The sequence below is a fragment of the Mammaliicoccus sciuri genome (genome assembly GCF_002901825.1).
In the GTDB taxonomy this organism is placed as follows: Bacteria; Bacillota; Bacilli; order Staphylococcales; family Staphylococcaceae; genus Mammaliicoccus; species Mammaliicoccus sciuri.
This window is the reverse complement of record NZ_PPQD01000001.1, coordinates 25747-39711: the sequence shown is the minus strand read 5'-3', so window position 1 is coordinate 39711 and position 13965 is coordinate 25747. Positions and strand designations below refer to the sequence as shown.

Here is a 13965-nt window from a genome sequence, read left to right as displayed (position 1 = left end):
CTTATAACATGCCATTACTGATGTCAACAAAAATCACAAAATTTAAATTGTAATTTTTTTCTTTAAGGATTCATCTACAGCTTTTGCAACTGCACGCCCTTCTTTTATTGCCCAAACGACTAAACTTTGACCTTTTCTTGCATCTCCAGCTACAAATACTTTATCTTGATTTGTTCTGAAGTCTTTTTCATTTGCTATGATTTTGTTTCGTTCTGTCTTTAAGTTGAATGAATGTGGCACTAAATGTTCTGTACCTTCAAAACCGATTGATAATAGGACTAAATCTGCTGGCCAATGACGTTCTGTACTTTCTACAATGACCATTCCGTCTTCAGTTTCTTCTAACACTTGCGTATATAAACCGCGAATATTACCATTTTCATCAACATCATAACGCATTGTTTGAATACCATATGCTCTTGGTTCAAATCCGAACTTTTCACGATATTCTTTATGCGCATAGTCTAACTTGAAGATTGGCATTGGTAATGGCCATGATGTATTTTGTTCCATTTTATCTGTTAGTCTTACATATTTATTAAATTGAACGACTGATTTACAGTCATCTCTTAATGCTGTTGCTACGCAGTCAGCACCTGTATCACCCGCACCGATTACAATCACATTTTTACCTTTTGCTGTTATAGTTGGTTCGTCAATTTCTCCCATTTGTAATTGCGTTTGCTCTGTTAAATATTCCATCGCAAAATGTATACCGAAGCTCATACGTCCTTCTAATGGTAGGTCACGCCCTTTTTGTGAGCCTGTACAAACAATAATTGCATCATACTGTTCATCTAGTTCCTCTTTCGTGATGTCTTTCCCCACATTAACATCTGTTTTAAAGACGATACCCGCTTCTTCCATTAATTTCACACGACGTTCGATAACTTCTTTATCTAATTTCATACTTGGTATGCCGTACATAAGCAAACCACCTGGACGATGGTTACGCTCATATACAGTCACATTATAGCCAAGTAAATTTAATTCTTCTGCAGCTGTTAAGCCTGCTGGACCACTACCGATAATGGCTACTTTTTCTTCTAAGCGATGTTCTGGAAACTTAGGTTTCACAAGTCCCATATCATACGCTTCATCTATAATTGTACGTTCTATACCTTTGATAGCGACTGAATCATTATTAATCGCTAATACACATGAAGATTCACATGGTGCAGGACATACACGACCTGTAAATTCAGGAAAGTTATTTGTTTCTGATAATCTTGCATATGCTTCTTCATAATCTTTGCGATACACTAAGTCATTCCATTCTGGTATATAGTTACCTATTGGACAACCTATTGTATCTCTACCGAATGATGAGCCTGTTTGACAAAATGGTGTTCCGCAATCCATACAACGCGCACCTTGTGTAGCTGCGTCTTCTTTAGTAAAACGTTGTTGGAATGCGTCATATCCTTTAATTCTATCTTTTAACGGCAACTCATCAAGTTGTTGCTTAGGATACTTCATAAAACCTTTAAATTCACCCATAATATGCCCTCCTTCTTAATATACCGAAGCCAGTTCTTCTTCATCACCAATAGATTTTCGATCATCAAAGAATGCATTTAACAGTGCATCTTCTTCGTTTTCTAATTTGTGTAGTGAAATCTTCTGCATCATGAGTTTGTAGTCTTTCGGAATCACTTTAACCACTTTGTCGACAATTGTGTCAAATGACGTTAGCACTGCTTTTGCTTTTTTACTATTTGTATATCGAACATGTTCTTCTAACATGTGTCTTAAATTCGCAATTTCATCTGGATCTTTTAATGTTTCAAACTCTAAAGTGTCAAGTTCATTATCTTTTTTGAATGCTTCAACACCTGTTGGCAATGCGTAACATACACCACCACTCATACCTTGACCGAAGTTACGCCCTACATCACCTAAAATGACGACACGTCCACCAGTCATGTATTCTAAACCGTGGTCGCCGACACCTTCAACAACGACGTTAACGCCACTATTTCTTACACAGAAACGTTCCCCAGCTCTACCGTTAATATAAGATGTTCCACTTGTCGCACCGTAGAAACAAACGTTACCGACGATGATATTGTCTTCTCTATCTTCGTTAGGTGCATTTAAGATCAATTTACCTCCAGATAAACCTTTACCAAAGTAATCGTTAGCGTCACCAGTATGATGTAACGTCATACCTTTAGGCGTGAATGCACCATAACTTTGTCCAGCATGTTTAAACGTCTTAACACTTATTGTATCTTCTGGTAAACCAGGTTCACCATGCACTTCTGTAATATAACTACCTGTAATAACACCAACATCTCTTTCAGTATTTCGAACGTTATAACTACCAACAAATTTTTCACCATGATCAATTGATGCTTTTGCATCTTCATATAATTTCGTTAAGTCGAATCCAACATCAAGGTGATGATTTTGATTCATAGAGCGGTATCTTTCACCTTCATTTACAAATAAAAGTGCCTCTAAATCAAGTTCTCTCGCTTTAGGGTGAGAGTAATATCTGTTTGATACTGATAACAAGTCCGTTCTACCTACAAGTTCGTCCATTGTTTTTAAGCCTAATGAAGCTAGAATTTCTCTTATTTCCTCGGCAATAAAATACATGAAGTTTACGATGTGATCTGCTTTACCTGTATATAATTTTCGTAAGTCGCCATTTTGAGTCGCAATACCAACTGGGCATGTATCTTTATGGCATACTCTCATCATAATACAGCCAAGCACAACTAAAGGTGCTGTCGCAAATGCAAACTCTTCTGCACCTAACGCACAAGCGAGTGCAACGTCACGACCAGTCATTAATTTACCATCTGTTTCTAATGTTACACGTGAACGAAGACCGTTTAACATAAGCGTTTGATGTGTTTCAGATAAACCAATCTCCCACGGTAACCCAGCATGTTGAATACTCGTCTTAGGTGATGCACCTGTACCGCCGTCATATCCACTGATGACAATCTTGTCGGCAAAAGCTTTAGCAACACCTGCTGCAATTGTACCTACACCAGATTTAGAAACGAGCTTAACACTGATGTCTGCTTTTCTATTTGCATTCTTTAAGTCATGAATCAATTGTGCTAAGTCCTCAATAGAATATATATCATGGTGAGGTGGTGGTGAAATTAATCCGACACCCGGTGTTGAACCACGTACTTCAGCTACCCAAGGATAAACTTTTGTACCAGGTAATTGTCCACCTTCACCAGGTTTAGCACCTTGTGCGACTTTAATTTGAATTTCTTTAGCGTGTTGTAAGTAATCGCTCGTTACACCAAAGCGACCTGATGCGACTTGTTTAATAGCACTCATATAATTTGTGCCATCCGGCTTAATAATAAAGCGTTCTGGATTTTCTCCACCTTCACCACTATTACTACGTCCACCAATTCTATTCATCGCTTCTGCTAAAGTTTGATGCGCTTCTTGAGAAATAGAACCGAAGCTCATCGCACCTGTCTTAAAGCGTTTCACAATTTGGTCAGCAGATTCTACGTCTTTTAAATCAATTGCGCGATTTGATTTAAAATCAAGTAAGTTTCTTAAGTGACTCATACGTTCACTATCTGCAGCTTCAGAATACTCTTTAAACATTTCAAAATTATTATCTCTACATGCATGTTGTAATAAATGAATTGTTTTAGGATTGAATGCATGATATTCACCTTGTTGACGCCATTGGAAAGTACTACCTGAATTTAAATATTTAATCTGTTCAGACTGTCTAGCTTTATTCTCTTTATCAATCGTATCAATTGATATACCAGAAAGTTTAGACGGTGTACCTGTAAAGTATTGATCGATAACATCTTTACCTAATCCAATTGCTTCAAAGATTTGTGCACCTTGATAACTTTGAACAGTTGAAATACCCATTTTAGCCATTACTTTAATCACACCAGCTGATAACGTTTGACTAAACGTATCAATATTCTGTTCAACTGTACCTTCAAGACGTCCCGCAGCAGTTAAATCTTCAATCGTATAATGTGCTAAGTATGGCACAACAGCATTGGCACCATAACCTATTAATGTAGCTAAATGATGTACTTCACGACACTCACCAGAATAAGCCACAATACTTGTATCTAAACGTTGACCCGTTCTAATCAAGTGTTGATGAATGTGACTAACCGCTAATAATATCGGCATTGCAAACGCCGCTTCTAAATCTTCAACAGACTCATCTTCTAAGACAATAATCTCAGCACCATTTTTAACGGCTTTCGATACAGTTTGTCCTAAGTCATCTAACACTTCTTTAAGTGAACCTGTGTAAGTCGTCGGAATCACCGCAACATTAAATTCACTATCCTGAATTTGCTCAAGTTGCGCTTTCGATAATACTGGATGATTTAACTGAATTCTTCTCGTGTTATCTTGATGCGGTTGTAACAAGTTACCTTCTTTACCTAAGTAAACCAATTCACTTGTAACGATTTTCTCTCTATATGAGTCAATTGGTGGATTCGTTACTTGAGCAAAATGTTGTTTAAAGTAATTAAACAACGATTCTGGTCTCGTACTTAACACGGCAACTGGCGTATCAAAGCCCATCGCACCAATTGGATCTTTCTTTTCACTCACGAGTTCTGACATATATTTATTAATTTCTTCTTTTGTATATCCGAAACGACGTTGTAATTGGAATAATTTTTCTTCTTCAACATGTGATGGTGTCGCCACTGTATCATTTACGTTTAACGCTTTATGACTTACCCACTCATCATAAGGATATTCACTTGCGATACGTTGTTTTAATTCATCATTTTCGATAACTTTATTCTCTTTAAAATCCACTAATAAAAGTTTACCTGGGTTGAGTTGCCCTTTATAAACAACATGTTCTTCTTCAACGTCAATAACGCCTACTTCTGAAGAAAATATAATTTCATTTGAATCTGTAATTGTGTAACGACCAGGTCTTAAACCATTACGGTCTGTTAATGCGCCAAGTTTATCTCCATCACAGAAACTAATCATTGTCGGACCGTCCCACGGTTCCATTAAATAACTGTAATATTCATAGAAAGCTCTAATTTTAGGATCTTGTGTTTCGTTATATAACCACGGTTCAGGAATCAATAGCATTGCAGCTTGTTCTGGAGGAATACTTAAACTTAAGAACTCGAGTGCATTATCAACGATTGATGAGTCACTTCCTGATTCATCTAGCACTGTTCCAATCTTATCTTTCACATCACCAAAGATTGTTTCAATTAATCTATCTTGTCTTGCACGCATCCAGTTAACATTACCTTTAATCGTATTAATTTCACCATTATGCATTAATAATCTATTTGGATGTGCTCTTTTCCAACTTGGAAATGTATTCGTACTAAATCTCGAATGTACAGAACCAAATTTAGAAACATAATCCTCATCTAACAAATCAATATATAAACCTTTAATTTGGTCAGAACGCAACCAACCTTTATATACGATTGTGCGTCTAGATAAACTTGCAAAGTATAAATCTAAATCTTGTTCATCGCCATATCTTTCAATTTGTTTACGTGCAATGAATAACGAACGATCAAAGTGTTCACTTGAATGATTTTCAACAAACACTTGTTGAATACAAGGCATTGTCGCTTCGACATGTTCTGCCAATACTGACGTATCTAATGGAACATCTCTGTATCCAATAACTTTTAACCCTTCTTCTTCAAAGTACGCATTAAACTTCTTTTCATGTTCACTGCCAGCTATTTTTTCATCAGTGAAGAACATACCTACTGCATAATGTTCTTCTTCAGGTAAATTTAATTTTAATTTTTGTTTAAAATAGAGGTGAGGGATTTCTGTCATAATACCAGCACCATCACCAGTAATTCCGTCAGCTCCAACTCCACCTCTATGATCTAACCTACAAAGCATTTCAATTGACTTTAGTACAATTTCATGTGACCTTTTGTTGTCCATATTGGCGTAAAAGCCAATCCCGCAAGCATCATGCTCGTCCATCGAATCATATAGGCCAAGTTGTCTTCTATCTTTCTTAAATGACATTCGACATCACCTCAACAATAAATTTCAGAATCTTCAATAATTGATAGTCTATATCATACTTTACAAGGACTTATCTTAACAATATATAAAATAGATGAAATATATCTAAAAATTAGATAATATAAATAATGAGGTGTTGAATATGGAGATAAAACAATTAATTTATTTTAGAGAAGTTGCTTTGAGAGAGCATATTTCAGAGGCTGCGCTCGAACTAGAGATCGCCCAATCTGCGGTCAGTAGACAAATCGCGAATTTAGAAAAAGAATTAAACACGACGTTATTTTTAAGAGAAGGCAGAAATGTAAAATTAACAGACAGTGGCGAACTGTTACTTACACAGACAAATAGAATTTTAAATTTAATAGAAGAGACGAAAGATTTATTTATACACCAAGAACATTCAGATAGACGTTCTATTAAACTCGCTTATACAGAAAGTTATGTATCACAAGCTTTACCGGCTATTATTAAGACTTACGAGCGAGATTTTAAAATAGAAGTTAGACCTATGATGATGACACCATTAGAAATCGAAGAAGGTTTATTATCTCATCAAATAGATGTCGCGTTATGCGAACTCACACCGAAACTAACAAACAATAAACATACTATTAAACATACACTATTCGAAGAAACATATAATTTATACGTACACAACAACAACGATTTATCAATGAACCCTAAACCGCCTTTATCACAATTGAGCCAACAATACATTTACCATTTCAACACATTACCTGATCAGATATCACATTTAATACGTAAACATGCATCACAGAAGACTTACCCGATTTCAAACTTTGCATTATTACGACAAACTTTACTATCTGAAAAAGGCGTACTCATCGTGCCTGATTATTTAAGTAATGGTATTGAAAATGAACAACTTACAAAAATCCCGTTAACACATACCGAACTTAAGAGAACCATTAACATTGTTTATCAAGACAATAATCAAAACAGTAAATTGAAGACTTTTATTGAACATACACGTTCTTTATTACAAAGACAAGCAACATATCATTAAGGAGGATATTTTCAAAATGGATTTTATCAATAGAACGACTGAAGAAATTGCTGCCGACTTACTTGGCGTCAAAATCATTCACGAAACAGAAGATATCGTATATACAGGTTATATCGTTGAAACTGAAGCTTATATTGGTAAACACGATCAAGCTGCCCATTCATTCAATGGTAGAAATACTAAAAGCGTGAAATCTTTGTACTGTGAGGGTGGAACGATTTATGCACACTCCATGCACAAACAACTACTGATTAACTTTGTTACACAAGTTGAAGGTGAACCTCAAGGTGTCTTAATTAGAGCGATTGAACCTGAACATGGCACTGAGCAAATGGCATTGAACCGTAACGGCAAAACAGGTATAGAATTAACAAATGGACCTGGCAAATTCACGCAAGCGATGCAAATATCTAAAACATTAGATGGCACTAAACTTAATGCTAATTGCTTAAAAATTGATACAACAAATAGAAGATATCCTAAACAAATTGAGCGTTCAGCAAGAATCGGCATCCCAAATAAAGGTATTTGGACAGACAAACCTTTACGTTTCACAGTAGCAGGACATCCGTATGTCTCAAAAGCTAGAAAACGCGATTCACTACCTTGTGCTGAAACATGGAAATAATTGAAGTACACCACTTATGTACGTATACTATAGTATGTTCAAATCAAAGAAAAATGATGGTGGCAAAACATGAATTCAAAAATCAAACAACAATTAACGAAACCATTTAATGTTGCGATACTCATATTTATTGTATGCGTTGTAATAACCTATATATTCACCCAACATAATGCGCAATATTACAAAACACCGATTGGTCAAATTACGGATATTACACACCAATCTTCACAAACAACGGTTGACCAAAATAAAAATAAAGATACGTTACATAAAGAACAAATCCATTTAGAGATTCAGAATGGCCAGCATAAAGGAGACCGCATTACAGTTTCTCATAAATACACGGATTCTTTAACGGACTCTGAGAAATACCATGTAAACGACCAAGTCCTCTTATCCTATAAAGGTGAAGAAGACACTGCTATTATAAAAGGTTTAAAACGAGATGGTGCTGTCACGTTAATGACTGGTTTGTTCTTATTAACTTTACTTATCGTCGGTAGAAAATCAGGACTATATTCCATTATTTCACTCATTATTAATGTCACAGTTCTACTATTAATGATTGATTATTTCATGAAACATAATAATCATCACTTCTTTATATTAATGACAGCAACAGTTATATTCTCAACAATCGTATCCTTACTGCTCGTAAGTGGCTTTAAGCGGAGAACTTTTGTTGCGATTATTTCAACTTTATTCGGTACATTTTTAAGTATCGGTATCGCTCAACTTGTCATGATGTTTACGAATGGTGACGGCGTTAAATATGAAACGATGAGTTTCTTAACGATTCAGCCGACACAAATATTTCTTGCGTCTGTGCTGATAGGTTCGCTTGGTGCCGTTATGGATGTTGCAATTACGTTAACAAGTTCCTTATATGAGATTAAGGCACAACACCCCGAAATTTCATTGAAACAATTGCGTCAATCTGGCACAAACATTGGTAAAGATATTATGGGCACAATGACGAACATCTTATTCTTTGCTTATTTATCTGGTAGCATTCCGATGATTATTCTTTACTTTAAAAATAGCAATACAATCACGTACACCTTATCCATGAATTGGTCATTAGAAATTACAAGAGCACTCATGGGTGGTATTGGTATTGTGATTACGATACCTATCACAATATTTGTTGCAATGATGTTCATGCAACGAGAGGAGGCTAAATAATGACGACATTTATTTTAGCCAGTATATTACTCATTCTTATGATCATCGTTGGTGGAAAGAAAGGATTTAGATCGTTCGTAACGTTATTTTTAAACTTGCTGACGTTGTTTATTGCGTTATTACTCATCATTTATAAAGCGCCTATATTCATCGTATTAATCATCTTCTGTTTAATTATTACGTGTATTAACTTGTTCTATATTAATGCATATAATACTAAGACAGTTGCTGCCTTTTTCGCGACCATTATATCTACGCTTATCTTAATAGGATTAATCTATTTCATTGTAGATATTTCAATGTTGCAAGGATTCACTGAAGAAGAACAAGATGAAACGTATATATTTTCAATGAATGTAGGTATAAACTATGCTGAGCTCATGGTATTTACAGTCGTATTAGCCGTAATCGCAGCAGTGATTGATTTAACAATATCCATTAGTTCTCCAATGTACGAACTATATGAAGCACATCCAAAAATATCATTGCAACAACTTTTCAAGTCTGGCTTAACAATAGGAAGAGACATCCTATCAACAACAACCAATACAATTTATTTCGCCTATATAGGCGGACAAATCACGTTATTTTTCTGGTTTGGTAAATTAAATTACACCTTTGGCGAAATAATCAATGCTAAAATATTTGCAGCAGAAATCATAACCATATTATTAGGTGGCATCGCTGTAAGTATCGCTATACCAATCACCTCATTTATCACAGTGAGATTAATAAAGAAACAACAACATAAAATATAGAAGAAAGCACCTTTTGACTCGGTCAAAAGGTGCTTTTGTTTGTATATATGAAGGGCTAACGATCTTGTTTTTCAGTCTTGATCATTAGAAACACTACATTCTTCTATTAAATAGGTTCTAAATTACTTTCAATTTCTGCTCTTCTTGATTCTAAAAATCCTGGTAAATCCAGCTGTTGTCCAAGTTGTGACACATCATCATATGGCATACCTGGTCCTTCTGTCGCAAATTCGATTAATATATGTGAATGTCTATAATATAAGCTTTTAAAGAAATCTCTATCTACTATTCCAGAATGTACAACGCCTTTTTCATCTAATAATTCTTTCACTTTATTTAATTCTTCTTCGTCTGCTACGGATAATGCAAGATGGTGAATACTTCCTTTACCAGGCCTTTCTCTTTCACCTTCTACTTCTTTCAATATAATATCGCTATACAATCCTTCAAAATCAATCGTATATAATAACTCACTTTCAGAATCTACTAACTCAAAATGCAAATCATTTTCCAGGAAATTTTTCATTTCTGAAACATCATCAATTTTAAATTCTACAGGACCCATACCCATAATTTGATGTTCTTCTGGTACATCTGTGTATCTGTTATGACGCCAACTTTGCGGCACTTTACGTTCACCATTAGGTAATAACACCATTTCCAATCCTTCATGATCTCTAAAATGCAAAGCCGTCATACCGTTATAAATACCAATAGCGTCATGATCAACATCAAGCTTTTCAAAACGATCTTTCCAATAATTCAAGCTTTCTTCACTTGGTACTAACAATCCAATTCTTGAAATTGAGTTCGTACCTTTATAAGTTTGTCCCATCGGTTTAAGTTCGAAAAATGTTAAAGAAGTACCAGGCGAACCGACCTCATCACCATAGAACAAATGATACATAGAAGGGTCATCTTGATTCACTGTTTTTAAATATAAACGTAGTCCTAATTTTTCCACATAAAAATCTTTATTTAACTTAGCATCTTTCGTAAGCATCGAAATATGGTGGTGCCCTAAAATTTCTATCATAATCGTACCTCCCATTAATTTAACTACATTATACGCGCATCAGTTTCATCATTACAAAAATTATACTCACATGTAAATATATAGACACCAGTCATAGTGACGTCACTATGACTGGTGTCTAGTTATGCATATTTTTTATATAAATAGTCGTATATTTTTTCGAATCCTTCAACCCAATATTCCTCAACTATGTCTTTAATATAGTCTTGGTAAAGATTCATATATTGAGCAACCGCTTCTCTATGCTTTATAGAATTATTACAATCATTTATATGATTTAACTTTGAATAAATATCAGCAGGCAGATGATGAGCAGCTTTTTTACCTAGAACTGCCTTCTCAGGATAATATTTATATAACAATACTTTAATTGCATGATTAAGTGCGTTATCTATCATTTGAGTCGTCCATAAATATTGTCCTCTTCCAACTATATGATCATATTGAAAGATAAACCAACAACTATCTAATGCTGAATCTATAAATACCTCTTCAGTTATACTTAAATCTTTTTTATCATATTCCTTCAATTTATCATTAGGGTCATACATCACTTTTATATCATCTGTTTGAGGATAATCATGTTCATGAACAATATAACAATCTATATGTAACATATCTTCAAATACACCAACGATTTGAGGGCATATAATTTCGACAACTTCTTTAAATAACAGCGATTGATATTGCTCTAGTGCATCTACAATACTGTCATATACTTCTTCAACTTGTACATCACGTTCTAACATGACATAAATATCTAAATCAGAATATGCATCATTCTCCCCTCTAGCAATAGACCCTTTTAAAAATATTGATAAAACTCCATTTACTTTTTTCAAAGCAGGTACAATTTTCTCTAAAGCTATTTCGTATCTCATATTCCCACTCCTTACTTAAAAATTCAGATTATTATAATATATCACAATTACAATTGAATAATATATGCATATTTTTCGAAAAATGATTTTTTTAGCGTTATGATTATTGTTGTAGGGAGAGATACAATATGACAAGTGAACAGAAAAAGAGATCTATTTCATTATTATTAGCAGGATTCATCATTTTTTCTAGCCTTTATGTTACGCAACCGATATTTAATGGGCTTAGTCAATATTTTAACGTGTCGCTATCTGATATCAGTTTAACTTTATCCGTTTCTACTTTTATGCTTGGTATTGGTTTAATTTTAGTGCCTATGCTCAATAATATTGAGAAGAAACGTATGATGTCTATTTCTGTATTACTTGTAAGTGTATTATCTATCATCAGTGTATTCATAACGAACTTTCATTTATTTCTCGTCATTCGTGGTCTGATGGGATTAGCTTTAAGTGGTGTGCCTTCTATCGCAATGGCGTATATAGCTGATGAAGTACATAAAGATAGAGTCAGTAAAGTAATGGGTTTATATGTAGCAGGAACGACCTTTGGAGGTATGTCTGGCCGTGTAGTTGTTGGTATTCTAACAGACATCGCGAATTGGCAAGTTGCGATCGCGTCGCTCAGCATTCTTAATTTAATACTCGCAATATTAATGGTTATTTTATTACCAACTTCAACAGTTCACACACCACAATGGGTATCACCGAAACAACATTTCATTAAATACGGAAAGCTGTTAAAGAACCCAGCCGTTTTAAAAACGATGTCACTAGCATTCTTATTAATGGGTACCTTTGTCACAATATACAGTTATATAACGGTACGTTTCGAACACCCACCATTCTCACTTAGTGAGTCTACAATTGCCTTTATATTTATTTTATATTTAATAGGTACGTATAGCTCCATTAACTTTGGGAAACTCAGTTATAAACTTGGAATAAAAAAAGCATATGCAATCGCCATAACAATTATGATTGTAGGTATTATCCTTACATTCATAACATACTTACCAATTGATATATTAGGACTCGCCGCAATGACATTCGGATTCTTTGGCGCACATTCCATTCAAAGCAGTTATATCGCCACATTAACCGAATCAAGCAAATCACACGCCTCAACTTTATATTTATTAGGTTATTATGTAGGATCAAGTTTATTAACAATATTCGGCGGTTATGTATTCGTACAATACGCATGGATAGGTATCGGCATCTTAACACTCTTATTAACAGTAATAGCCGCAATAATTAGTAGATCATTATTTAAAAATATCGCTTAATAAATTGAAAAAACGCTTAGCTCGCAGATGAGCTAAGCGTTTTCTATTCCAATCCTAATTTCTCTAATCCTAATGATTCGACTGTTAAACCTTCTGTATAGAAATCTCGCTCTAATATTGTTGAAGCGATTATGATAATGGCATCTATGTTTGGTGTTGGTACGCCGATTACTTTTCCTAAGCTTGACCATAGTACTAAACCATATGCGATATCTTCTGTTAAATATCTATTTTCTACTTCGTTTGGTCCGTTGATTTGTGAAAATACTGGACTTGTATTGAATAATTTATTGAGTGGTTCGTCTTCATCATCATTAGATAGATAACCGCGTTCTATTCGTGCACCTTTTGCTGTATTAAGCTCGAAACCTAATTTTCTACCTAGTGACAATCTTTCTAATTCGACTGCATGCAATAACTTCACAGTATGAGGTGTAATACCTTCTTTATATAAGGCAAATTCATCTGCATAGTCTATTCTGCCTACGTTTAATAATGTTGGACCTGGATGGACTTCTGGATTCCCGTTTTCTAAGTTTGTCTTCCAAAGACTTTCTTCTTTGACGATATACGGATATAGTTCTTTAATCATTTTAAAGCTTTCTGTTAAATAGCTTTTATCATATGTTGAGAAGTGTACTTTCTGAACGTTAAGAGATAAATTCACTTCTGCTTTATCATAATCTACACGTGTCCCGTACGTTAATGTATTCAATTCAGCAAACTTTGGCATTGTTTCAATATGTTTTTTCTCTAACACATTGATAAACCTAATAGATCCCATAGCTGCTGCGATATTGAATAAGATCAGTTGATCATTATTGATAAGAGGCGCCATCGTTTTCGCATAATGTTCGATGAATGATGAAGGAATAATCATTTGTATCACTTCTGCATCTTTTAATACATACGACATATCATCACTTATGTCAGTAAACTTAACAAATGTCTTTTCACCTTCATTTATAAAATCAAAGCCACCTCGTTCAAAAGCTTTATCAAATTTATGAATAGATTGATTACGACAATATAATTTTACTTCATGTCCTTTAGATATCATGTCTAGAGCAGCGGTTACGGCACCATTACCTGAACCTACTATTGCTATTTTCATATTATCCTTCCCTTCAATAAAAATTAGTATATATA

Annotated in this window: 10 protein-coding genes; 5 read left to right on the top strand and 5 right to left on the bottom strand. The window is 34.5% G+C overall.

From position 1 onward, the window contains the following. Positions 1-42: 42 nt before the first annotated feature. Both CD035_RS00200 and gltB read right to left on the bottom strand, forming a co-directional pair. Entirely contained in the window at positions 43-1500 is a 1458-nt protein-coding gene (locus CD035_RS00200) for a glutamate synthase subunit beta (RefSeq protein WP_048540302.1), read from the bottom strand. A 15-nt stretch (positions 1501-1515) separates the two neighbouring features. Then, positions 1516-6009 (bottom strand): glutamate synthase large subunit, encoded by a 4494-nt coding sequence (gene gltB, locus CD035_RS00195; protein WP_048540301.1) that lies wholly within the window; start codon positions 6007-6009, stop codon positions 1516-1518. A 142-nt stretch (positions 6010-6151) separates the two neighbouring features. Here gltB and gltC point away from each other — a divergent pair, with 142 nt between their 5' ends. The 4 genes from gltC to CD035_RS00175 all read left to right on the top strand — a co-directional run bounded on the left by gltC (position 6152) and on the right by CD035_RS00175 (position 9610). Beyond that, positions 6152-7039, top strand: coding sequence for a glutamate biosynthesis transcriptional regulator GltC (gltC, locus tag CD035_RS00190; protein WP_048540299.1), 888 nt, complete (start codon positions 6152-6154; stop codon positions 7037-7039). A 16-nt stretch (positions 7040-7055) separates the two neighbouring features. Continuing rightward, positions 7056-7667 (top strand): DNA-3-methyladenine glycosylase, encoded by a 612-nt coding sequence (locus tag CD035_RS00185; protein WP_048540297.1) that lies wholly within the window; start codon positions 7056-7058, stop codon positions 7665-7667. Positions 7668-7736: 69 nt separating this feature from the next. Continuing rightward, positions 7737-8852 (top strand): YibE/F family protein, encoded by a 1116-nt coding sequence (locus CD035_RS00180; protein WP_048540295.1) that lies wholly within the window; start codon positions 7737-7739, stop codon positions 8850-8852. Next, a complete protein-coding gene (locus CD035_RS00175; RefSeq protein ID WP_048540293.1) occupies positions 8852-9610 on the top strand; it encodes a YibE/F family protein in 759 nt (252 codons plus the stop codon). The genes CD035_RS00180 and CD035_RS00175 overlap by 1 nt, the downstream gene beginning before the upstream one ends. A 106-nt stretch (positions 9611-9716) precedes the next feature. Here the strand turns inward: CD035_RS00175 and CD035_RS00170 are convergent, their stop codons facing one another. Next, positions 9717-10646, bottom strand: coding sequence for a VOC family protein (locus CD035_RS00170; protein WP_048540291.1), 930 nt, complete (start codon positions 10644-10646; stop codon positions 9717-9719). A 122-nt stretch (positions 10647-10768) separates the two neighbouring features. Continuing rightward, entirely contained in the window at positions 10769-11527 is a 759-nt protein-coding gene (locus CD035_RS00165) for a nucleotidyltransferase domain-containing protein (protein WP_048540289.1), read from the bottom strand. A gap of 128 nt (positions 11528-11655) precedes the next feature. Between CD035_RS00165 and CD035_RS00160 the strand changes: the two genes are divergently transcribed. Further along, positions 11656-12816: an MFS transporter gene (locus tag CD035_RS00160; protein ID WP_048540288.1), complete on the top strand. Its 1161-nt coding sequence runs from the start codon at positions 11656-11658 to the stop codon at positions 12814-12816. Positions 12817-12859: 43 nt separating this feature from the next. Here CD035_RS00160 and CD035_RS00155 read toward each other — a convergent pair whose 3' ends face one another. Continuing rightward, positions 12860-13930, bottom strand: a complete 1071-nt coding sequence (locus CD035_RS00155; protein ID WP_048540286.1) for an NAD/NADP octopine/nopaline dehydrogenase family protein — start codon at positions 13928-13930, stop codon at positions 12860-12862. Positions 13931-13965 lie beyond the last annotated feature (35 nt).